The sequence below is a fragment of the Billgrantia kenyensis genome, assembly GCF_013697085.1.
Lineage (GTDB): Bacteria > Pseudomonadota > Gammaproteobacteria > Pseudomonadales > Halomonadaceae > Halomonas > Halomonas kenyensis.
In genome coordinates this window covers 46,394-67,362 of sequence record NZ_JACEFT010000023.1, presented here as the reverse complement: position 1 = coordinate 67,362, position 20,969 = coordinate 46,394, and the positions used below count along the sequence as shown (strand labels likewise).

21 protein-coding genes are annotated in these 20,969 nt (G+C 64.6%); 16 read left to right on the top strand and 5 right to left on the bottom strand.

Annotation, left to right across the window (positions count from 1 at the left end; genetic code table 11):
• Positions 1–244: hypothetical protein (locus tag H1D44_RS20855; RefSeq protein WP_220128134.1), on the top strand; the 244-nt coding region annotated here is incomplete at its 5' end.
• 256 nt (positions 245–500) lie between these two features.
• On the opposite strand, the gene tyrS is transcribed toward H1D44_RS20855, so the two are convergent.
• The gene (gene tyrS / locus H1D44_RS15960) at positions 501–1,700 is read right to left on the bottom strand and encodes a tyrosine--tRNA ligase (protein WP_181515848.1); all 1,200 of its coding nucleotides are present in this window, start codon (positions 1,698–1,700) and stop codon (positions 501–503) included.
• 112 nt (positions 1,701–1,812) lie between these two features.
• Between tyrS and H1D44_RS15955 the strand changes: the two genes are divergently transcribed.
• A complete protein-coding gene (locus H1D44_RS15955) occupies positions 1,813–2,943 on the top strand; it encodes an anhydro-N-acetylmuramic acid kinase (RefSeq protein ID WP_181515847.1) in 1,131 nt (376 codons plus the stop codon).
• Positions 2,944–2,954: 11 nt separating this feature from the next.
• Here H1D44_RS15955 and H1D44_RS15950 read toward each other — a convergent pair whose 3' ends face one another.
• Positions 2,955–4,097: a PilT/PilU family type 4a pilus ATPase gene (locus tag H1D44_RS15950; protein WP_181515846.1), complete on the bottom strand. Its 1,143-nt coding sequence runs from the start codon at positions 4,095–4,097 to the stop codon at positions 2,955–2,957.
• Positions 4,098–4,125: 28 nt separating this feature from the next.
• A complete protein-coding gene (locus H1D44_RS15945; RefSeq protein WP_181515845.1) occupies positions 4,126–5,160 on the bottom strand; it encodes a type IV pilus twitching motility protein PilT in 1,035 nt (344 codons plus the stop codon).
• Between the two features lie 78 nt (positions 5,161–5,238).
• On the opposite strand from H1D44_RS15945, the gene H1D44_RS15940 reads away from it, so the two are divergent.
• Genes H1D44_RS15940 through H1D44_RS15910 form a run of 7 tightly spaced genes read left to right on the top strand, consistent with a single transcriptional unit; the run spans position 5,239 to position 10,131 of the window.
• A complete protein-coding gene (locus tag H1D44_RS15940) occupies positions 5,239–5,949 on the top strand; it encodes a YggS family pyridoxal phosphate-dependent enzyme (RefSeq protein WP_181515844.1) in 711 nt (236 codons plus the stop codon).
• Between the two features lie 60 nt (positions 5,950–6,009).
• Positions 6,010–6,834, top strand: a complete 825-nt coding sequence (proC, locus tag H1D44_RS15935) for a pyrroline-5-carboxylate reductase (protein WP_181515843.1) — start codon at positions 6,010–6,012, stop codon at positions 6,832–6,834.
• A 56-nt stretch (positions 6,835–6,890) separates the two neighbouring features.
• On the top strand, positions 6,891–7,481 hold the full coding sequence (locus tag H1D44_RS15930; RefSeq protein ID WP_181515842.1) for a YggT family protein: 591 nt from the start codon (positions 6,891–6,893) through the stop codon (positions 7,479–7,481).
• Positions 7,482–7,531: 50 nt separating this feature from the next.
• Positions 7,532–8,689, top strand: coding sequence for a homoserine O-succinyltransferase MetX (metX, locus tag H1D44_RS15925; protein ID WP_181515841.1), 1,158 nt, complete (start codon positions 7,532–7,534; stop codon positions 8,687–8,689).
• A complete protein-coding gene (gene metW / locus H1D44_RS15920; protein WP_181515854.1) occupies positions 8,689–9,306 on the top strand; it encodes a methionine biosynthesis protein MetW in 618 nt (205 codons plus the stop codon). The genes metX and metW overlap by 1 nt, the downstream gene beginning before the upstream one ends.
• 29 nt (positions 9,307–9,335) lie before the next feature.
• Complete coding sequence (locus H1D44_RS15915; protein ID WP_238984462.1) at positions 9,336–9,797, top strand: DUF4426 domain-containing protein; 462 nt, start codon at positions 9,336–9,338, stop codon at positions 9,795–9,797.
• Between the two features lie 4 nt (positions 9,798–9,801).
• Complete coding sequence (locus H1D44_RS15910) at positions 9,802–10,131, top strand: Rieske (2Fe-2S) protein (protein WP_181515840.1); 330 nt, start codon at positions 9,802–9,804, stop codon at positions 10,129–10,131.
• Here H1D44_RS15910 and sfsA read toward each other — a convergent pair.
• Positions 10,090–10,848, bottom strand: coding sequence for a DNA/RNA nuclease SfsA (sfsA, locus tag H1D44_RS15905; RefSeq protein WP_181515839.1), 759 nt, complete (start codon positions 10,846–10,848; stop codon positions 10,090–10,092). The two genes, H1D44_RS15910 and sfsA, sit on opposite strands and share 42 nt — an antisense overlap.
• An 11-nt stretch (positions 10,849–10,859) precedes the next feature.
• The gene (locus H1D44_RS15900) at positions 10,860–12,020 is read right to left on the bottom strand and encodes a pyridoxal phosphate-dependent aminotransferase (protein WP_181515838.1); all 1,161 of its coding nucleotides are present in this window, start codon (positions 12,018–12,020) and stop codon (positions 10,860–10,862) included.
• 227 nt (positions 12,021–12,247) lie between these two features.
• Between H1D44_RS15900 and dksA the strand changes: the two genes are divergently transcribed.
• From dksA to folK, 7 genes are all read left to right on the top strand, one after another.
• Entirely contained in the window at positions 12,248–12,685 is a 438-nt protein-coding gene (gene dksA / locus H1D44_RS15895) for an RNA polymerase-binding protein DksA (RefSeq protein ID WP_181515837.1), read from the top strand.
• An 88-nt stretch (positions 12,686–12,773) separates the two neighbouring features.
• On the top strand, positions 12,774–13,652 hold the full coding sequence (gluQRS, locus tag H1D44_RS15890; RefSeq protein ID WP_181515836.1) for a tRNA glutamyl-Q(34) synthetase GluQRS: 879 nt from the start codon (positions 12,774–12,776) through the stop codon (positions 13,650–13,652).
• Between the two features lie 9 nt (positions 13,653–13,661).
• Positions 13,662–13,838 (top strand): hypothetical protein, encoded by a 177-nt coding sequence (locus H1D44_RS15885; protein WP_181515835.1) that lies wholly within the window; start codon positions 13,662–13,664, stop codon positions 13,836–13,838.
• On the top strand, positions 13,828–16,785 hold the full coding sequence (locus tag H1D44_RS15880; protein WP_181515834.1) for an ATP-binding protein: 2,958 nt from the start codon (positions 13,828–13,830) through the stop codon (positions 16,783–16,785). Before H1D44_RS15885 ends, H1D44_RS15880 begins: the two co-directional genes overlap by 11 nt.
• Positions 16,763–18,157, top strand: a complete 1,395-nt coding sequence (locus H1D44_RS15875; protein ID WP_181515833.1) for a sigma-54-dependent transcriptional regulator — start codon at positions 16,763–16,765, stop codon at positions 18,155–18,157. Before H1D44_RS15880 ends, H1D44_RS15875 begins: the two co-directional genes overlap by 23 nt.
• Positions 18,158–18,999: 842 nt before the next feature.
• On the top strand, positions 19,000–20,394 hold the full coding sequence (pcnB, locus tag H1D44_RS15870; RefSeq protein ID WP_181515832.1) for a polynucleotide adenylyltransferase PcnB: 1,395 nt from the start codon (positions 19,000–19,002) through the stop codon (positions 20,392–20,394).
• Positions 20,391–20,894, top strand: coding sequence for a 2-amino-4-hydroxy-6-hydroxymethyldihydropteridine diphosphokinase (folK, locus tag H1D44_RS15865; protein WP_181515831.1), 504 nt, complete (start codon positions 20,391–20,393; stop codon positions 20,892–20,894). The genes pcnB and folK overlap by 4 nt, the downstream gene beginning before the upstream one ends.
• Positions 20,895–20,969 lie beyond the last annotated feature (75 nt).

Sequence of the window (20,969 nt, the reverse complement as noted above, 5' to 3'; positions counted from 1 at the left end):
AGCGCCCTGCGAGGAAGGCGTATTCTACTCAATCGGCCCGCGCTGTCAAGCGCTCTTCGATGCCCGCCGAAGCGTCTCTTGCATCGAAGGCCAGCCGAAGCCGGCGACCGCAAGCCCGTTATCGGACCTGCTGTCGAGTGGGGCGCATTCTACCGAATCCGCCGCTGGCGTCAAGCGTGAATTTTGCGAAGCGAATCGAAAAATTCAAACAACGACAACCACTTACCACTCTTTCCACCGCTGATGACGTTGCCCGTCACCGGCAGCGGATGCGTACTTTACGGCTTTCCCCCGCCCCCTGCAAGGGGCGGTTGTAAAAATATTTCAGTCGCGAGGCAAGGCCATGACGGGACGATGACGCCGAGACTGTCCACAGGCGTTCGCAGCAAGCGCCTGTGGATGGTCTTGCTGTCCGCCAAAGACGACGACGCCCGCACGGGGCGGGCGTCGGTAGTGCAAACTGACTTGTCATCAGCTGCTCTGGAGGACGGTGGAATGACTCAGCGCAGCGTCACTCGAGCATAGCGCTTCTTGCCGGCCTGGATGATGTAGCTCTTCCCGGTTTCGAGCATGGCATCCTTGGCCACGACCTCGCCATCCACCTTGACCCGGCCGTTGCCGAGCATGTCCTTGGCCTGCGCGCTATTGTTGGCCAGGCCCGAGCGGTTGAGGATCGCGGCAATCGGCGCCTGGGCCCCACCTTCGAAGTCGACCTCCACTTCCGGCAGGTCATCGGGCAGCTCGCCCTCGGCCAGGAGGTTGCCGGCAGACTTGTGTGCGTTGGCCGCAGCCTCCTCACCGTGGTAGCGGGCGATCAGCTCACGGGCAAGGGTCATCTTGATGTCGCGGGGGTTGGCCCCGGCCTCGACGTCTTGCTTGAGCGCCTCGATCTCTTCGTTAGGCTTGAGCGAAAGCAGTGTGAAGTAGCGCCACATGAGGCTGTCGGGCATGGAAACGAGCTTGTTGAACATCGAGCCCGGCGCCTCGTCCACGCCAACATAGTTGCCCAGCGACTTGGACATTTTCTGCACGCCGTCGAGCCCTTCGAGGAGCGGCATGGTGATGACCACCTGCGGCTCCATGCCGAAGTGCTTCTGGATCTCGCGTCCCATCAACAGGTTGAATTTCTGATCGGTACCGCCCAGCTCGACATCCGCTTCCAGAGCTACCGAGTCATAGCCCTGCACCAGAGGGTAGAGAAATTCGTGAATGGAGATCGGCTGGCCGGACTTGTAGCGCTTGTCGAAGTCGTCGCGCTCGAGCATGCGCGCCACGGTACTCTGGGCGGCCAGCTCGATCATTCTGGCTGCGGTGAGTTCGCCGAACCACTCGGAGTTGAAACGCACCTCGGTCTTGCCGGGGTCGAGGATCTTGAACACCTGCTCCTTGTAGGTCTGGGCGTTGGCCTGGACCTCCTCCTCGGTGAGCGGCTTGCGGGTGACGTTCTTGCCAGTCGGGTCGCCAATGCGCCCGGTAAAGTCGCCGATCAGGAAGATGATCTGGTGCCCCAGGTCCTGGAACTGGCGCATCTTGGTCAGCAGTACGCTGTGGCCGAGGTGCAGGTCGGGGGCGGTGGGGTCGAAGCCAGCCTTGATGCGCAGCTTGCGGCCGGATTCGAGCTTCTTGATCAGCTCCTCCTCCAGCAGGATCTCCTGGGTGCCTCGTTTCAGCAGCGCCAGTGCGCTTGCGACATCGCTCATCGTCTCCCACTCCAAATACGTTGTGCGCCCTTGCGGGCAGGGTCCATCGAATGGGGCAGGATGGTAGCATGACTTGAAGCCCGCGGGGGCTACAGAGCATAAGGAGAGTGAGATGACGCTGTTCGTGGGCTTGATGTCGGGGACCAGCCTGGACGGTATCGATGCCGCCCTGGTCGAAATCGACGCCATGGGTCAGCCGCAGCTGCACGCCACTCAGTCCGAGCCCACGCCAGAGGCGCTGCGCGACCAGCTGTTACGGCTCTGTCAGGCCCAGCAGGTCGCCTTTGCCGAGCTGGCCGCGGCCGAAGATGCCTTCACCCGACTCCAGGCGAAGGCGGTGAGGACCCTGCTGCAGAAGAGCGCCACCTCCGCGCAGCAAATCCGGGCCATCGGCAGCCACGGCCAGACCATCGAGCACGCACCCTGGGGCCACGCAGGTGGACCCGCCTATACCCTGCAGCTCGACAACCCGAGCCTGCTGGCCGAGCTGACGGGGTGTTCCGTGGTTGCCGACTTCCGCCGCCGCGATCTGGCCGCCGGCGGCCAGGCGGCGCCGCTGGCCCCGGCGTTCCACGAGGCGCTGTTTCGCCAGGCCAAGCAGTGGCAAGTGGTGCTCAACCTCGGCGGTTTCGCCAACCTGACCCTGCTCCCTCCTCGCGACGACGAGACGGAGATCATCGGCTTCGATACCGGCCCGGCCAACGCACTGCTGGATGCCTGGCACGCCCGCCATCGCGGCGGCCGCTTCGATGCCGACGGCGCCTGGGCAGCATCGGGACAGGTGGACGACGCACTGCTGAAGCGCCTGCTCGCTGAGCCCTTCTTTCATCGCCCACCGCCACGCAGCACCGGCCGTGAGGTCTTTCACCTCGACTGGCTCGAAGGCCACCTTACAGGCAAGGAGAGTCCGGCTGACGTGCAAGCCACTCTGGCGGAGCTGACCGCCACCAGCGTGACACTGGGCATCGACATGGCGCGCGAACTGGCCGGCGCGCCTCCCGCCGAGGCGCTGGTCCCCTGCGGCGGTGGTGCGCACAACAGCGACCTGCTAGGCCGCCTGGCACAACACCTGCCGGAAACCGCCCTGATGCCCAGCAGCGACTGGGGCTGGCCGGCAGACTGGCTGGAGGCGGGCGCCTTCGCCTGGCTCGCCTGGCGCCGCCTCGAAGGTCTGCCCGGCAACCTGCCCAGCGTCACCGGCGCTGCCGGCCCGCGCATCCTCGGTGGCGTCTACGCGCCCTAAGCTATTCGAGGCTAAAAGTCGTCGTCATCGCGCAGCGATAGCCTCTGCGCCGAGTCCTGCGCCTTGCTCAGTACGTCACTCTTCTCGTCGCCGTACTTGATCATCATGCGCAGCTCGTTGGCCGAGTCGGCATGCACCATGGCCACTTCCTCACTGATCGTGCCCGCCTTGTAGAGCTCGAACAGCGCCTGGTCGAAGGTCTGCATGCCCAGGTCGCGAGAGCGTGCCATGACGTTCTTGATTTCGCCGACATCGCCCTTGCGGATCAAGTCGGCAATCAAGGGAGTGCGCAGCAGGATCTCGATGGCCGGGCAACGTCCCCCGTCGCGGGTCGGCATCAGCTGCTGGGCCACGATGGCGTGCAGGTTGAGCGACAGGTCGAGCCAGATCTGTTCGTGTCGCTCGTGGGGAAAGAAGTGGATGATCCGGTCCAGCGCCTGGTTGGCATTGTTGGCATGCAGCGTGGCCAGGCAGAGGTGACCCGTTTCGGCAAACGTCAGGGCATGCTCCATGGTCTCGCGGGTGCGCACCTCGCCAATCAGGATCACGTCCGGCGCCTGGCGCAGGGTGTTCTTCAGCGCCACCTCGAAGGACTCGGTATCGATGCCCACTTCGCGCTGGTTGATGATCGCCTTCTTGTGCGGGTGGACGAACTCGATGGGATCTTCGACGCTGATGATGTGGCCGCCCACGGTTTCGTTGCGCTGCTGGATCATCGACGCCAGGGTGGTCGATTTACCGGTACCGGTACCACCCACCACGAACACCAGGCCTCGCTTGAGGTTGGCCAGTTCGCCAAGCTGCGGCGGCAACGAGAGTTCCTCGAGGTGGGGAATCTCATAGGCAATGCGGCGGATGACCATGGCAAGCTGGTTGCGCTGCTGGAAGGCACTGACGCGAAAGCGCCCCCTACCGCTGAGGCTCAGGGCGAAGTTGGCCTCGCGCTCCTGGTTAAAACGCGCTTTCAAACCTTCCGGCACGGCCACATTGACCAGCTCTCGTACTTGCTCCACGGAGAGGCGCTGGTCGCCCAGCGCCGTCAGCTTACCGGCAATCTTGATCGTGGGTGGTGCCTGCACCGAGATCAACAGGTCCGATGCCTCCTTCTGGGCCATGATTCCCAGCAACTGCTCGAGCCACTCTTGTGCTTTCATCTCCGCCCCCTTTCAGTTCCTCGCTCGATCAGCTGCCCAGCGCGCTCTTGGCTCTGGCCTGGGCTTCATCGCGATTGACCACGTTTTCCGCGACCAGCTTGGCCAAGCTGGCATCCAGGGTCTGCATGCCCAGGTTGCCGCCCGTCTGGATCGCGGAATAGATCTGCGCCACCTTGTCCTCACGGATCAGGTTGCGCACCGCCGCATTGGCGATGAGGATCTCGTGGGCCGCAACCCGGCCACCGGAGCGGCGCTTGAGCAGGGTCTGCGAAATCACCGCCTGCAGCGACTCCGAAAGCATCGAGCGCACCATGGCTTTCTCTTCGCCGGGAAAGACATCAATGATACGGTCGATGGTCTTGGCCGCCGAAGTGGTGTGCAGGGTACCGAACACCAGGTGGCCGGTTTCGGCGGCGGTCAACGCCAGCCGGATGGTTTCGAGGTCGCGCATCTCGCCCACCAGGATCACGTCGGGGTCTTCACGCAGCGCACTGCGCAATGCCTGAGCGAAACCATGGGTGTCACGGTGCACCTCACGTTGGTTGATCAGGCAGCGCTTGCTGCGGTGGACGAACTCCACCGGGTCCTCGATGGTGAGGATGTGGTCGTAACGGTGATCGTTGATATAGTCGATCATGGCTGCCAGGGTGGTGCTCTTGCCCGAGCCGGTGGGCCCGGTGACCAGCACCAGGCCGCGGGGAAGCAGAGACAGGCGACGGAAGACATCGCCCAATCCCAGCTCTTCCATGGTCAGCACTTCACTGGGGATGGTGCGGAACACCGCGCCGGCACCGCGGGCCTGGTTGAAGGCGTTGACACGGAAGCGCGCCACTCCGGGGACCTCGAAGGAGAAGTCGGTTTCGAAAAACTCTTCGTAGTCACGGCGCTGGCGATCCCCCATGATGTCGTAGATCAGCTTGCGGACTTCGCGATCCTCCATCGCCGGCACGTTGAGGCGCCGAATGTCGCCGTCGACCCGTATCATCGGCGGCAAGCCGGCCGACAGATGCAGATCGGAGGCGTTCTGCTTTGCCGAGAACGCCAGCAGTTCGGTAATATCCATGCGATTCCCCTGCTCCCCGGTGTAGTTTCCAGCGAGTATGACAGACCTAGCGGACATGACGGACTTCATGTGGCTGAAATGACGGATACCATGCTTTCGGAGTCGCTGGCCAGTGCCCGACGCCGTTTGGCCGATGCCCTGGCAGCGGCTGGGCGCCCTGCTGACGCCGCGCGCCTGCTCGCCGTGAGCAAGACCAAGCCTGCCAGCCTGATCCGCCAGGCCTGGGAGCTGGGCCAGCGCGAATTCGGCGAGAACTACGTGCAGGAAGCGCTGGAGAAACAGGCCGAGCTGGCTGACCTGGACGGGATCATCTGGCACTTCATCGGCCCGCTGCAGGCCAACAAGACCCGCGCCGTGGCCGAGCACTTCGGCTGGGTCCACAGTATCGAGCGCGAAAAGATCGCCCGGCGCCTGAACGACCAGCGCCCGGACACGCTGGAGCCACTGCAGGTCTGCCTGCAGGTCAATGTCAGCGGGGAGGCCAGCAAGTCGGGCGTGAGCCTCGACGAGCTGGAAAGCCTGGCGGAAGCGGTACTGTCACTGCCACGCCTGAGGCTGCGCGGACTCATGGCCATTCCGGCACCTGCTGAAGACATGGCCAGCCAGCGCGAGCCGCTGGGTAAGCTTCGCCATGCCCTCGAGACCCTGCGCCAGCGCTTCCCCCAGGCGCCGCTGGATACCTTGTCGATGGGCATGAGCGACGACCTGGAGGCAGCAGTTCTGGAGGGAGCCACCCTGGTCAGGCTGGGGACGGCCATTTTTGGCACCCGGGAGAACTCACGCCACTAGATGGCGCATTCGCACCGGCCTTGAGCCGGTCGCAACATAACAGCAGAAGGACACAACGCAATGGCCAGCAGAGTCACCTTCATTGGCGCCGGGAACATGGCCAGCGCCATCATCGGCGGTATGATCGACAACGGCCATCCGGCCACCGCCATTACCGCCACGTCGCCCAGCGATGCCTTTCTGGCGCCGATCCACGAGCGCTACGGCATTCGCACCAATACCGACAACGCCGCGGCAGTACGGGACGCCGACATCGTGGTGCTGGCCGTGAAGCCCCAGGTGATGCGTGAAGTCTGCGAAGGACTGAGCGACACTCTGCAGCGTCAACGCCCGCTGATCATTTCTGTGGCAGCCGGCCTCACCGCCGAGTCGCTGCAGGCCTGGCTCGGCGGCGGCATGCCGCTGGTGCGCTGCATGCCCAACACGCCCTCGCTGGTTGGTGCCGGGGCCGCGGGCCTGTTTGCCACCCCCGAGGTCAGCGCCGAGCAGCGCGCCCAGGCCACCGAGCTGCTCGAGGCCGTCGGACTGGTCGAGTGGGTGGAGGAAGAAGCCCTGCTGGATGCGGTCACCGCCGTATCGGGCAGCGGCCCAGCCTACTTCTTCCTGATGTTCGAGGCCATGGAGGAAGCCGGCGTCAAGCTCGGCCTGCCTGCCGAGACGGCGCGCCGCCTGGCGATCCAGACCGCCTTGGGTGCAGCTCGCATGGCGCAGGAGAGCGAATTCCCCCCGGAGCGCCTCAAGCGTAACGTGATGTCGCCGGGCGGCACTACCGAACGCGCCGTGGAGTACCTTGAGCAGGCCGGGCTGCGCACGTCGTTGACCGAAGCCATGGAGGCCTGTGCCGCCCGCGCTCGCGAGATGGCCGAAGAGCTCGGTCAACGTTAGTCTTCTGGTCGCCCGAACCGGATCGGGCGCCATCCTGATGATACGGAGGAGCCCACATGGGCCAAATGGGAAATGCCGGCCTGCTGCTGGTCAACACCCTGATCAACATCTACCTGTTCCTGATGATGCTGCGCTTCCTGCTGCAGGCGTCCCAGGCCGACTACTACAACCCCATCAGCCAGTCGGTGGTGAAGATCACCCAGCCGGTGGTGCGGCCCTTCCAGGGTTTCCTCGGCCCGGTGGCGGGCCGCTTCGACCTGGCGACGCTGGCCTCGGCCTTCGTGATCAAGGCAGTCAGCATCGTGGTGATCCTGCAGATCGCCGGCATCGGCATGCCGCCCATCACCCAGGTGGCGATCGGTGCCGTGGCCGCCATCGCCAACGCCATCCTCAAGATCTACTTCTTCGCCTTGATCGTGATGATCATTCTGAGCTGGGTCGCGCCCAATGCAAGCCACCCGGGTGCGCTGCTGGTAATGCAGCTGGTGGAACCGATCATGGCGCCGGTGCGCAAGGTCATCCCGCCACTGGGCATGATCGACCTGTCGCCCATCGTGGTCTTCATCGCCATCAGCATCATCGATGGTATCGTGGTGGGCGCGCTGACGAGAGCTGCCGGGATCGCCGGTGCCCTGGTGGGCCTGTGAGCCCGGCCCTGCAAGCGGCGTACCTCAACGACTGGACATGAAACGACAAGATGCCCGAGCTTCCCGATGACTCGGTCGGCCTGGTGTCGCCGCAGACGGCGCACTTCGACGACCCCCTGGCCCTGGCCTGCGGCAGGACCCTGCCCGCCTACGACCTGGTCTACGAGACCTATGGCACGCTCAATGCCGAGCGCTCCAATGCGGTGCTCATTTGCCATGCGCTGTCGGGACACCACCACGCTGCCGGCTTCCACTCTCTCGACGAGCGCAAGCCGGGCTGGTGGGATGCCCATATCGGTCCGGGCAAGTCGATCGATACCAACCGCTTCTTCGTGGTCTCGCTCAACAATCTGGGCGGCTGCCATGGCAGCACCGGGCCGACCAGCCAGAATCCCGCCACCGGCCGCCTGTGGGGACCCGACTTTCCCATGGTCACGGTGACCGACTGGGTGCACAGCCAGGCACGCCTGGCCGACCGCCTCGGCATCGAACGCTTCGCCGCGATTATCGGCGGCAGCCTTGGCGGCATGCAGGTGCTGCAATGGACGCGGATCTATCCCGAGCGAATCGCCAACGCCGTGATCATCGCTGCCACCCCCAAGCTTTCGGCCCAGAACATTGCCTTCAACGAGGTCGCTCGCCAGGCAATCCGTTCCGATCCGGACTTTCACGACGGCTGGTATGCCGAGCATGGCACGGCACCACGCCGCGGCCTAAAGCTGGCGCGCATGGTGGGGCACATCACCTATCTCTCGGAAGACGCCATGGGCAGCAAGTTCGGCCGCGACCTGCGTAGCGAGGATCTCAATTTCGGCTACGACGTGGAGTTCCAGGTCGAGTCCTACCTGCGCTATCAGGGTGATACCTTCTCCACTGCCTTCGATGCCAACACCTACCTGCTGATGACCAAGGCGCTCGACTACTTCGATCCGGCGGCAGAGCACGACGGCGTACTGGCCGAGGCAGTCGCACCCGGCCAGTGCCCCTTCCTGGTGGTCAGCTTCACCAGTGACTGGCGCTTTCCGCCGTCGCGCTCCCGCGAGTTGGCCAATGCCCTCATCCGCGCCGGCAAGCAGGTCAGCTACGTCAACATCGACTCGCCTCACGGCCACGACGCCTTCCTGCTGCCCGAGCCGCGCTACCAGGCCGTGTTCGCTGCGTTCATGTCTCGCGCCGCCCAGGCACTGGGCCTGGAGGAGACCGCATGATGCGTGCCGACCTCGCATTGATTCACCGCTGGGTGCCTGAAGGCGCCCATATCCTCGACCTGGCCTGCGGCGACGGCACCTTGCTGGAAGCCCTGGCGCGCGACAAGCAAGTCACCGGCTATGGGCTGGAGATCGACCCGGAAGGCATCACCGCCTGTATCGCCAAGGGGGTCAGCGTCATCGAGCAGAACCTGGACGAAGGGCTGGTCCATTTCGAGGATGATACCTATGACCTGGTGATCATGACCCAGGCCCTGCAGGCCCTGCGCCGGCCGGATCGCATGCTCGACGAGATGCTGCGGGTGGCGGACGAGTGCATCATCACCTTTCCCAACTTCGCCTACTGGCGACACCGGGTGCACCTGGGCATTCGCGGCTACATGCCGGTCTCCAAGTCGCTACCCTATGCTTGGTACGATACGCCCAACATCCACCTGTCGACCTTCAATGACTTCGAGCACCTGTGCCGCGAGAAGGGCCTGCGAATCACCGACCGGGCCGTGGGCATCGGCGACCACGAAGGCCATTGGGCCACCCGCCTGCGGCCCAACCTGTTCGGTGAGATCGCCATCTTTCGCGTTGAGCGCCAGGATCGACGCCGAACCACCCAGCCCTGAGCCTGACCTGAAAAGTCGAGGAGAGCGCCATGCTGTTGAAACGCATCCTTAGCCGCTACCCCCTGGTCGCCGCCCTGATGCTTGCCCTGCTGCCGCTGCACGGCCACGCACAGCAGTTCGAACAGGTCGGCGACTACCAGATCCACTACAGCGCAGTGAGCACCAGCTTCCTGCCTCAGGAGGTCGCCGAGGCCCACGGTATCCAGCGCAGCCCGGCCATGGCACTGCTCAATGTCAGCGTGCTGGAAGAAGTCGACGGCCAACTGCGCCCGGTCAACGCCCCTGTCAGCGGCACGTTCGGCGAGCTCCAGGGCCAAGACCGTACGCCGCTGGAGTTCCGCACCCTGCGTGAGGGAGACGCCCAGTCGCAGATCGCGCTGTTTCGTATGCTGGACGACGAACCCATGCACTTCGCACTGGAAGTGCGCTACGACCGCAACCGCGAGCCGGCCGAGGTGAACTTCGTCCAGCGCTTCCATATCGAGCGCTGAACGCATGCCCGCCCTGATTGGCCACCTGGCCCAGCTTGAGGCCTCGCCCTCGCGCGGCCTAACGCTGCCCGACGGCAGAAACGCCTTCCTCGTCCGCGTGCATGGACGCGTCACGGCCTGGCTCAACCTCTGCCCACACCAGGGGATGCCGCTCAACCTGCCGGAGGGCGACTTTCTCGAAGCGGGGGGCGAATTGATCCAGTGCGGCATGCACGGCGCGCTGTTCCTGCCGGAAACCGGAGAGTGCGTTTTCGGCCCCTGTCAGGGCCGCTTCCTGCAGCCACTGGCGATCTCAGTCGATGCCGAGGGCAAAATTTACTTGGCGAGTGAGTGACACCGACAGCGGTCCCGCCAGCGTGATGGCCGCAGGACGGCCGTCGCGCCAGCCGATCTCGCAGCCGTGAGCCAGCACCTCCACCCCGCGCCCGGCAACCTCTCTCAGCGTGGCGGCGTAGGCCGGGTCGAGGTGCACGGCCGGAGCTACGTCAGGGATTCCGGTGTGGGCCACACAGAACAGCAGCGCCGCGCGCTCTCCTTGCTCGGCAAGTGACGCCAGCGCCAACAGGTGATTGCGCCCGCGCTCGCTCACCGTATCGGGAAAATAGCCGTGACCGTCGATCTCCTTGAGCGTGACCTGCTTGACCTCGACGTAGGCGGTGCCGCGTACCGGATCATCGAGGCGAAAATCAAGCCGCGCCCCTTCGACCCGCGCCTCGCGCCGGAGCGAGGCATAGCCAGCCAGCGCCGCAATGCGCCCCTCCCGCAGTGCCTCCTCTACGATGCGATTGGTGCGCCCGGTATGCACCGAGGCCAGCGCCACGCTGCCGTCGGGCTGGGGCAGCTCGATCAACTCCCAGGTCCAGGCCAGCTTGCGCGCGGGATTGTCGCTCGCCGCCAGCCATACCCGACAGCCAGGAACGTTGACCGCCCGCATCGAGCCGGTGTTGGGGCAGTGGGCTACCACCTCGCGGCCGTCGTCGAGGCGGATATCGGCCAGGAAGCGCTTGTAGCGCCGCAGCAGCACGCCGGGAACGAGATCGGGGTAATCCATGGCCAGGTTGCCTACTGCCGCGCCAGGAAACGCTCGAGCCGGCTCACCGCCTCTTCCAGACGGGCGATACCGGTGGTGAAGGCGATGCGAACATGGCGCTCGCCGCCGGTCACGGCAAAGTCCACTCCTGGCGTGATGGCTACATTCTCTTCTTCGAGCAGGCGTTGGCAGAAGGCCTGACTATCGTGGCTGTAGCGTGAGATATCCAGCCACAGGTAGAAGGCCCCCTGAGGGGGCAGCGATGGGGCCAGCCCCAGGCGAGCGAGTCCGCTCAACAGCGCATCGCGGCGGCGCCCCAGCTCGGCGCGGCGCCCCTCGAGAATTTCGCGGCATTGGGGAGTAAAAGCGGCCAGGGCCGCATGCTGTGCCGGAGTCGGCGCGGCCAGGAAGACGTTCTGGGCCAGTCGCGTCAGCGGCTCCACGGCGGCCTCCGGCGCCAGCAGCCAGCCCAGGCGCCAGCCGGTCATGCCGAAATACTTGGAGAAGCTGTTGACCACGAAGACATCCGGGGAGAGCGATGCCACCGACAGCGGTTCGAGATCGTAGCTGAGCCCCTGGTAGATCTCGTCGACCAGCAGGTGCCCACTCCGGTCAGCCACGGCTTCGGCCACCGCCTCGAGCTGTGACGCATCCAGCATATGGCCGGTCGGGTTCGAAGGCGTGGCCAGCATGGCCAGGCGGGTGGCATCGCCCCAGTGCCGTTCGACCAGCTCGGCATCGAGCTGCCAGCCGCTCTCCGGGCCGACGGCAACGTTATCCACCTCGGCGCCGGCCAACGCCATGAAGTGGCGATTGCACGGGTAATTGGGATCGGCCATCAATACCCGGTCACCGGACCCGACCAGCAGCTGGCTTGCCAGCAGCAGTGCCCCGGAGGCGCCGGGGGTGACCAGAATGCGCCGGGGGTCCACCTCGGCACCGAAGTGCTCGGCGTAGTGCCCGGCGATCGCCTCGCGCAGCGCCGGCAACCCCGCCGCCGGGCTGTAGCGCGTGAGCCCTGCTGCCAGTGCCGCCTGCCCGGCCGTCACCACCGGCTCGGGGGTCGCAAAATCGGGCTCGCCGACCTCGAGGTGAATGACATCGTGGCCGGCCGCCTCGCGCGCCTGAGCGGCCTCGAGCAGACTCATCACCCGAAAGGGAGCGACGCGATCAACGCGCGAATTCCACGACATGCCGGACTCCTGAAAAGCAGTGATATGACCGATGGTGAGCACTTTTTCCACTCCAGCGGTCAAAAAACCATACCACCGATTTTGGTCCATGGCAGGTTTCGGCCTTAGTCGCGGGGTATTGCAAAAGTCTCGGAATTCCGATAAACAAGCATGCCTTTGGCGTGAGATACCTTGCACAGGTTGCATCGGGTATTGATCAGCAGTCACTCAAGTAATGAGGCAGTCCCATGCCAGTAGCAGACAAGAAAGCGGAAGCGCCCAAAAAATTCACCCCGTATGAGTCGGCAGCGGGTGAAGAGTACATGAACGAGCAGCAGCTTGAGCACTTCCGACAGATCCTGCTGGGCTGGAAACAGGAGCTCATGGAAGAAGTCGATCGCACGGTGCGTCACCTGCAGGAAGAGGCGAACAACTATGCCGACCCTGCGGACCGTGCCACCCAGGAAGAAGGGTTCAGCCTGGAGCTGCGCACCCGCGACCGGGAGCGGAAGCTGCTCAAGAAGATCAACGAGACGCTGGAGAAGATCGACGAAGAGGACTATGGCTTCTGCGAGGCCTGTGGCGTCGAGATCGGCATTCGCCGCCTGGAGGCTCGCCCCACCGCGACCCTGTGCGTCGACTGCAAGACCCTGGCCGAACTGAAGGAAAAGCAGCTCGGCGGCTGATGCCCACTGCGGTGAGCCTCACGCACCTTCGCAACGGGCACCCTGGGGTGCCCGTTTGCATGTCGGAACCCGCTGCCAGGAGCCACTCATGACCGGCTACCGAGGCCGCTTCGCCCCCACCCCTTCGGGCCCCCTGCACTTCGGCTCGCTGATCGCCGCCCTGGCCAGCTATCTCGATGCGCGCCGGGCCGAGGGCGTATGGCTGCTGCGCATCGAGGACATCGATCCACCGCGCTGCCCTCCAGGCGCAGCCGACACCATCCTGCGCCAGCTCGAGGCCTTCGGCCTGCACTGGGACGGGCCGGTATACTGGCAACATGATCGCGACTCTGCCTACGCTGCAGCGCTGGAGCGACTGACGGCGCTGGGCCTGGCCTATCCCTGCAGCTGCTCGCGCAAGCAGTGGCGCACCCACACCGTCTATCCTGGCTGGTGTCGCGAAGGGGTTCGCGAACCCGACAAGCCGCTAGCCTGGCGGCTGCGCAGCGACCTGGGCCTGCGCCCGGTGATTTGGCAAGACCGGCTGTTCGGCGAACAGCGCTTCGACCCGACCGAGCTCGGCGACGTGGTGCTCAAGCGCAAGGATGGCCTGTGGGCCTATCAGCTCGCAGTGGTCGTGGATGACGCCGAACAGGATATCAGCGACGTAGTCAGGGGCTTCGACCTGCTCGACAATACCCCCTGGCAACGTCAGCTGCAGTCTGCGCTGGGGCTGCCCGAGCCGCGCTACCTCCACCTGCCCTTGATCGTCAACCGCGAAGGCCAGAAGCTATCCAAGCAGAACCTGGCGCCGGCACTGCCACTGGAGGAGGGCGCGGCTCGCCCGCTGCTGCATCGTGCCCTGATGTTCCTCGACCAGCACCCACCCAGGGAGCTGAGCATGGCACCCGTGCAAGAGCAGCTGGCCTGGGCCAAATGCCACTGGGAGCCGGGCCACATTCGCCGTGATGTCCACCGCCAGGAGTGAGGAGCGTCCATGTACGTCTATCGCATCATGCTGTTCCTGGTCTTCGGCGGCTATCTGCTGTCGCCTCTACTGATGAGCGGCTGGTCGAGCCCCGGCGTCGCCTGGTATCGCCCCTTCGCCATCTGGGGCATCCTGATCGCCCTGACGCTGTGGCTCGAGCAGAAGAGGAAGCTCGATGAACGCTAGCCTCACCAGCGTGTTTGCGCTGGGCAGCAGCTTCCTGCTACTGATGTTTCTCTGCGCCGTGGCGGTCGAGCGAGGCTGGCTCAGTCGCAAGGTGACGCGCCACCCAGCTGTCTACACCCTGGCACTTGGCGTCTATGCCAGCGCCTGGGCCATTTATGGCAGCCTTGAGCTGGCTGCCACGTCCGGCTATGGCTACCTAGCCTACTATCTTGGCGTGGCGGGTGCCTTCCTGCTGGCGCCTGTGCTGCTGGTACCGATCCAGCGCATGACCCGCACCCATCAACTTGCCTCACTGGCCGACCTGTTCGCCTTCCGCTTCCGTTCACGCTGGGTCGGCACACTGGTTACCGTGATCAGCCTGTTGGCGGTGATGCCTCTGCTCGCCCTGCAGGTACAGACGATGGGTGACGCCATCTATCTCATGTCGGGCACCACCTCGCCGTCCCTGCTCGCCCTGTCCCTGTGTGCGCTGATCGCGCTGTTCGCCATGATCTTCGGCACCCGACACGACCAGAGCGCCACCCGGCACGACACCCTGCTGGCAGTAATTGCCCTGAGCTCGGTGGTCAAGCTCTTCGCCATGCTGGCACTGGGCGCCTTCGCCCTGTTCGTCATCTTCGACGGCCCCGCCGACCTCCAGGCCTGGCTGGACGGCCCCGGACAGGCTTACCAGGCCAGCGTGGTGCAGCCGGACGCCGCCCACTGGCGCACCCTGCTGCTGCTCTTCTTCGCCGCCGCCCTGCTGATGCCGCACATTTTCCACATCACCTTTGCCGAGACCCTGTCACGCCATACCCTGCTGCAGGCGAGCTGGTCGCTGCCGCTGTTCCTGCTGTTGATGGCGATACCGGTGCCGCTGATTCTCTGGGCGGGACAGCGCCTGGAGAGCCATGAAGCCATCGGAGCCGCCTACCTGGCGTTCGGCCTGTCCGACTCGTTGTGGATCCAGGGACTCGCTTTCATCGCCGGGCTGGCTGCCGCCAGCGGCACCATGGTGATCATTGCCATGGCACTCTCTGGAATGATCCTCAATCACGTGCTGCTGGTGGCCCACCCACCCGAAGCCCAGCCCAACCTCTACCGCTGGCTGCGCTGGCTGCGCCGGGGGTTGATGGCCGCCGTGATCCTCAGCGGCTGGCTGTTCTACCGTACCGTGGGAGTGCACCATGACCTGACCACGCTGGGACTGGCAGCCTTCGTCGGCATGACCCAGTGCCTGCCGGGGCTGCTGGCGCTGCTTTACTGGCCGGGCGCAAACCGCAAGGGCATGGTCTCGGGCCTGGTCGTCGGCGTCCTCATCTGGTTTGTCGGCCTATGGCTGCCGCTGCTCACCGGCCTGCCCAACCTGATCCTGATTCCGCCCGGCATGGAACTGCTTGCCGGCGAGCCCGACTGGTACGTGGTTACCCTGGTATCTCTGGCGTGCAATGCGCTTGTTTTCATCATCGTCTCGCTGGCCACACCCACCTCCGAGGGCGAGCGCGCCGCTGCCGAGGCCTGCTCGGTAGATGCCGTGATCCGTCCCAAGCGGCTACCACTGCTCGCCGCCACGGGGGAAGAGTTCAAGCAGCCGCTGGCCCAGGCGCTGGGCGAAACCGTGGCCCAGCGTGAAGTCGAGCGAGCGCTGACCGACCTCGGCATGTCACCCCTTGATGGCCGCCCCTACGCCCTGCGCCGGCTGCGCGACCGTATCCAGGCCAATCTCTCCGGCCTCATGGGCCCCTCGGTGGCCCAGGACATCGTCGACCGCTACCTGCCCTACCGCCGCGGGGGACAGGAGCCTACCGACGACATCCACTTCGTCGAGAGCCGGCTCGAGGCCTACCGGTCAAGGCTGACGGGACTGGCACGAGAGCTCGACGGCCTGCGTCGCTACCATCGGCGCATTCTGACTCGACTGCCGGTGGGCCTGTGCGCCTTCGGCGTCGACGACGAGCTGCTGATGTGGAACGACGCCCTGGCCGAGCTATCGGGCATCGACGGGGGGAGCGTGGTGGGGGCTCGCCGCGACGGCCTGCCAGCCCCTTGGGCCGAGCTCCTGGGCCGGGCCCTGGTCGAGCCCCAGGACCATCTCTACAAGCAGCCGGTCGAACTCAAGGGCGGTGTACGCTTCCTGACCTTCCATCGCGCCGAGCTGCAGGCCGACGACGACGTGCGCGGCGGAACCGTGATCCTGATCGAGGATCACAGCGAGATGAAGTGGCTCGAGGACGAACTGGTGCATGCGGCTCGACTGGCCTCCATCGGCCAGTTGGCCGCCGGCGTGGCTCACGAGATCGGCAATCCGGTGACCGGCATCTCGTCGCTGGCGCAGAACCTGCGCTACGACACCGATGACCCCGAGGTGCTGGAGACCGCTCAGCAGATCCAGCAGCTCACGGACCGCATTTCGCGTATCGTCAGCTCGCTGGTGGGCTTTGCCCACGGTGGCCGTCACCTCAACGGCAATCATATGGCACCGGTTCCCATCGCCGCCCTGGTCGATGAGGCGCTGCACTTGATCCAGCTGGCGCGCTCGGGCGAGGATGTCCGCTACCGTAACCAGTGTCTCGCCGAACTCAGGGTGCGCGGCGACGCCCAGCGACTGCAACAGGTCATGATCAACCTGCTGAGCAATGCACGCGACGCAAGCGCCCCCGGCGGCGAGGTGGTGATCGACGCCGTAGCGGACGGCGACATGCTCAAGGTTACCGTTACCGACGAAGGGCACGGACTCGACGACCGGGTTCGCGAACACCTTTTTGAACCCTTCACCACCACCAAGCCGCCAGGCGAAGGGACCGGGCTCGGCCTACCACTGGTCTACAGCATCATAGCCGAGCATCATGGCAGGATAGAGATCGAATCACCGCCCCAGGGGCTGGAGCGGGGCACTCGCATCTGCCTGTGGCTGCCCACCGAACGAGAGGATGGTGAACATACCGATGAGCCGGATTCTGATCGTTGAAGACGAAGCCATCATCCGCACTGCGCTGCGGCGACTGCTGGAGCGCCACGACTACCAGGTCAGCGAGGCCGGCTCGGTAGACGAAGCGCTGAGCCTGGAGCCTCGCAGCTTCGACCTGGTGATCAGCGACCTGCGACTGCCCGGCGAGCCGGGCACCGACCTGATCGAACAGGCCGCCCCGGCTCCCGTACTGATCATGACCAGCTACGCCAGCATGCGATCGGCCGTGGAATCGCTGAAGCAGGGTGCCGTCGACTACGTGGCCAAGCCCTTCGATCATGATGAGCTGCTGGAAACCGTGGCTCGCGTTCTTCACCAGCACACCTCGCATCGCTCCCCGCCGCCCGATATCACCGACGCCGGCGGCTCCCGACAGCCAATGATCGGCGAGTGCTCTGCGATGCAGGTTGTCTATACCCGCATCCGCAAGACAGCCCCGGCCGATGTCACCGTGCTGATCCAGGGGGAATCGGGCACCGGAAAGGAGTTGGTGGCACGTGCCATTCATCAGCAGAGCCAACGGCGCCATGCGCCACTCATCTGCGTCAACTGCGCCGCCATCCCCGAAACCCTGATCGAGTCGGAGCTGTTCGGCCACGAAAAGGGCGCCTTCACCGGTGCCAGCGCTGCCCGCACCGGCCTGGTGGAAGCTGCCGATGGTGGCACCCTGTTCCTCGACGAAATCGGCGAACTGCCCCTGGATGCCCAGGCTCGCCTGCTGCGGGTGCTGCAAGAGGGCGAGATTCGCCGCATCGGCTCGGTTGAGACGCGCCATGTCGACGTGCGCTTGATCGCTGCGACCCACCGCGACCTGCGCGCCCTGTCTAAGACCGGCGAATTCCGTCTCGACCTCTACTACCGGCTCAACGTGATGCAGATCGACCTGCCGCCGCTGCGCGAACGGGAAGATGACATCCTGTTGATTGCCGACGTTCTGCTGGACAAAGCCTGCCGACGTCATCATCGCGAGGGGCTGCGCCTGTCACGCGCGGCACGCCGCGAGATCCGCGACTATCCCTGGCCCGGCAACGTGCGCGAGCTGGAAAACGCACTCGAGCGCGGTGTGATCCTCGCCGAGGGCCACTTGATCCACCCCGACGACCTTGGCCTGCGCCCTACACTTCCGCCTGCATCACGTGCCGTGGCCGAACCAAAGGTCGCCGTGCCAAGCCAGGTCGACGAGGAGGCAGAGAGCAGCGAGGAGGATCTCTCGCTGGAGGACTATTTCCAGCACTTCGTACTGGAGCACCAAGACCATATGAGTGAAACCGAGCTGGCCCAGAAGCTTGGTATCAGCCGTAAGTGCCTGTGGGAGAGGCGCCAGCGCCTGGGCATCCCGCGCAAGAAGCAGGCCCGCCGCAGCAGCGCCTGACGCCCGATTAGACTAATGTCCAAGCGCCTCGACCAACTCGTCATAGGCGCTTTTTTTGTGCCCGACCCGGCTCGTCTGCACCAGGTGTTACCTTCCCACCCAGAACCTGCCCCGTCATGGCGCATCTGGGGTAACACATCAAAGGCGCCACTCGGACCCGCACGCAACGACAAATCACAAGTATTTGATTTAAAAAGCAGAAAAGCCAGCCTGGCACGTGCCGTGCAACATCCAGTGCAAGAAAAACAACATCCGGCTGCCACCGAGCCAACAACAAGAACAAGGTGACGGTAATGGCAGGGCCTGCGCCAACAACAACAAGGCAGGCTGTGAAGAGGATGCGGCCAGGGGCAACAAAAACAAGATGCCCCGGAAAGAGCCGCCCTTCGCTTCGAGTCAACAACAACAAGACAGAGCGAAGCACCGGATCCATCAGGACGCGATGCGCCAACCCCGGCCAACAACAAATACAACGGCCGCAAGCGCGCACCTTCGGCAACAACATCAACAAGCCGAAGGCAGGCATATCTCATGATGCCGTCGTGGTTGGATTATTGTTTTGAATACGAGGCGGTCGCAACCAGGAACGTCAACAATCACAACAATACTGTTGCCTGTGACTCTTGGTGACTGTGGTGCGTATTCAAGGCGATGCGCCATCACGAAGAAGAAACAGCCGCAAGGACGCAGCACCATTTAGCTTGTCAGAGGAGGCCTGGTGGCCTCCTCTTTTGCTATCGCGGCGCCGTGATCTCCTTGCAGTGAAATCGCACGCCGCTTTGCAAGGTGTCGGCGGTCCGCTACACTCTGTACTTTCGCACACTGCGAGTCGAAATCGCCGCATGTTCAAAGGATTTACCCGCTTTCTGCAAAGCCCAGGCACGCACTTCAGGACACTCTTCGGCCCTCAAGAGGCTTCCGGTGGCCGGATAGGCCCCCGTATCATCCCCCGTGACCAGCATCCCGTTTCGCGCCAGCATTTCAGCGAAGCAGCGCTGAAGGTGCTCTATCGCCTGCATAATGCCGGCTTTGAAGCCTATCTGGTCGGCGGCTGCATTCGCGACTCCCTGCTCGGCAAGATGCCCAAGGATTTCGACGTCGCCACCGATGCCACTCCGGAGCAGGTACGGGAGCTGTTTCGCAACTCACGCATCATCGGCCGGCGCTTTCGCATCGTGCATGTGCGCTTCGGTCGCGAGGTGATCGAAGTCACCACCTTCCGCGGCACCCACGGCGACGACCATGGCGATCACATTGCGCAGCAGTCGGAACACGGCCTGCTGCTGCGCGACAATGTCTGGGGCAACATTCAGGAAGACGCGATTCGGCGCGATTTCACCATCAATGCCATCTACTACAGCATCGCCGACTTCTCGATCCATGATTTCGCCGACGGCATGCACGACATCGAGACACGCACCCTTCGCCTGATCGGCGACCCGGCCGTGCGCTACCGCGAAGATCCCGTACGCATGCTGCGGGCGGTGCGCTTCGCGGTGAAGCTCGACTTTCATATTGCCCCCGAATCCGAGGAGCCGATCGCGGAGCTGGCATCGCTGCTGCTGCAGATTCCTCCGGCGCGGCTGTTCGACGAAGTCCTCAAGCTGTTCATGGCAGGCCACGGTGTCGAGACATTCCGCCTGCTGCGCCACTACGGCCTGTTCGCCATGCTCTTCCCCGAAACCGACGAGGCCATGGCAGAGCTGACCTGGGCCGAGCCGCTCATCGAGCATGCCCTGGCCAGTACCGACAAGCGAATCCATGAGGAGCGTCCGGTCACGCCGGCGTTCCTGTTCGCCGCCCTGCTGTGGGGGCCCGTCCAGCGCCGCCAGGCCGCGCTGGAGGACGAAGGCATGCCGCCCATCCCGGCACTGCAGCTCGCCTCGCAGCAGGTGCTGTCGCGCCAGCTGCAGCATATCTCGATTCCCAAGCGCTTCAGCATGCCGATGCGCGACATCTGGGATCTGCAGCAGCGCCTGCCACAACGCCGAGGCAAGCGCGCCCTTCAGACCCGTGATCACCCTCGCTTCCGTGCCGCCTATGACTTCCTGCTGCTGCGCGAAGCGGCTGGCGAGATCGAGCCCGGCCTGGGCGACTGGTGGACCGCCTACCAGGAGGGCGACGAGCATGAGCAGCGCCGTCTCCTGGATAAGGCAGGCGCCGATACCGGCCCTGGCAATTCCCGCCGTCGGCGCCCACGCAAGCGACGCCGCCGCAGCTCTTCCGGCCCTTCATGACGCCTCTTGTCGACGCTTTTGTCGGGCTGGGCAGCAACCTCGACAACCCTGTCGCCCAGGTACGTCGGGCACTCGAAGAACTGGGCAAGCTGCCGCTGACGCAGCGCATCGCCGCCTCGAGGCTGTACGCCAGCCGACCGGTGGGCCCCCAGGACCAACCAAGCTTCGTCAATGCCGTTGCCCTGCTGCGTACCCGCCTGTCTCCTCTTGCCCTGCTCGACCAGCTGCAGGCGCTGGAACAGCGACACCGCCGCGTCCGCCAGCGCCACTGGGGGCCCCGCACCCTTGATCTCGACCTGCTACTGTACGGGAATGACGTCCTGAGCCTGCCGCGACTCAAGGTGCCGCACCCCGAGATGACAAACCGCGCCTTCGTCATGATACCGCTGGCCGAGCTGTCGCCGGCAGCATGGCTTCCCGATGGACGCTCCGCCACCGCTCTGGCGGAAACCCTTGCGGCCGCTGGTGACGTCAAAGTGTTACCCGACACCCCTGACTGAGGCGCCAGGTGTTACCAGTCGACACGACTGTCGTATTCTGGTAACAATCACGCCCAGCACCGGTGACAGCGGCCT

Excerpts from the sequence above, each read along its gene's own strand:
- tyrS (WP_181515848.1), bottom strand. The coding sequence starts at position 1,700 with ATGAGCGATGTCGCAAGCGCACTGGCGCTGCTGAAACGAGGCACCCAG.
- H1D44_RS15955 (WP_181515847.1), top strand. The coding sequence starts at position 1,813 with ATGACGCTGTTCGTGGGCTTGATGTCGGGGACCAGCCTGGACGGTATC.
- H1D44_RS15950 (WP_181515846.1), bottom strand. The coding sequence starts at position 4,097 with ATGAAAGCACAAGAGTGGCTCGAGCAGTTGCTGGGAATCATGGCCCAG.
- H1D44_RS15945 (WP_181515845.1), bottom strand. The coding sequence starts at position 5,160 with ATGGATATTACCGAACTGCTGGCGTTCTCGGCAAAGCAGAACGCCTCC.
- H1D44_RS15940 (WP_181515844.1), top strand. The coding sequence starts at position 5,239 with ATGACGGATACCATGCTTTCGGAGTCGCTGGCCAGTGCCCGACGCCGT.
- proC (WP_181515843.1), top strand. The coding sequence starts at position 6,010 with ATGGCCAGCAGAGTCACCTTCATTGGCGCCGGGAACATGGCCAGCGCC.
- H1D44_RS15930 (WP_181515842.1), top strand. The coding sequence starts at position 6,891 with ATGGGCCAAATGGGAAATGCCGGCCTGCTGCTGGTCAACACCCTGATC.
- metX (WP_181515841.1), top strand. The coding sequence starts at position 7,532 with ATGCCCGAGCTTCCCGATGACTCGGTCGGCCTGGTGTCGCCGCAGACG.
- metW (WP_181515854.1), top strand. The coding sequence starts at position 8,689 with ATGCGTGCCGACCTCGCATTGATTCACCGCTGGGTGCCTGAAGGCGCC.
- H1D44_RS15915 (WP_238984462.1), top strand. The coding sequence starts at position 9,336 with ATGCTGTTGAAACGCATCCTTAGCCGCTACCCCCTGGTCGCCGCCCTG.
- H1D44_RS15910 (WP_181515840.1), top strand. The coding sequence starts at position 9,802 with ATGCCCGCCCTGATTGGCCACCTGGCCCAGCTTGAGGCCTCGCCCTCG.
- sfsA (WP_181515839.1), bottom strand. The coding sequence starts at position 10,848 with ATGGATTACCCCGATCTCGTTCCCGGCGTGCTGCTGCGGCGCTACAAG.
- H1D44_RS15900 (WP_181515838.1), bottom strand. The coding sequence starts at position 12,020 with ATGTCGTGGAATTCGCGCGTTGATCGCGTCGCTCCCTTTCGGGTGATG.
- dksA (WP_181515837.1), top strand. The coding sequence starts at position 12,248 with ATGCCAGTAGCAGACAAGAAAGCGGAAGCGCCCAAAAAATTCACCCCG.
- gluQRS (WP_181515836.1), top strand. The coding sequence starts at position 12,774 with ATGACCGGCTACCGAGGCCGCTTCGCCCCCACCCCTTCGGGCCCCCTG.
- H1D44_RS15885 (WP_181515835.1), top strand. The coding sequence starts at position 13,662 with ATGTACGTCTATCGCATCATGCTGTTCCTGGTCTTCGGCGGCTATCTG.
- H1D44_RS15880 (WP_181515834.1), top strand. The coding sequence starts at position 13,828 with ATGAACGCTAGCCTCACCAGCGTGTTTGCGCTGGGCAGCAGCTTCCTG.
- H1D44_RS15875 (WP_181515833.1), top strand. The coding sequence starts at position 16,763 with ATGAGCCGGATTCTGATCGTTGAAGACGAAGCCATCATCCGCACTGCG.
- pcnB (WP_181515832.1), top strand. The coding sequence starts at position 19,000 with ATGTTCAAAGGATTTACCCGCTTTCTGCAAAGCCCAGGCACGCACTTC.
- folK (WP_181515831.1), top strand. The coding sequence starts at position 20,391 with ATGACGCCTCTTGTCGACGCTTTTGTCGGGCTGGGCAGCAACCTCGAC.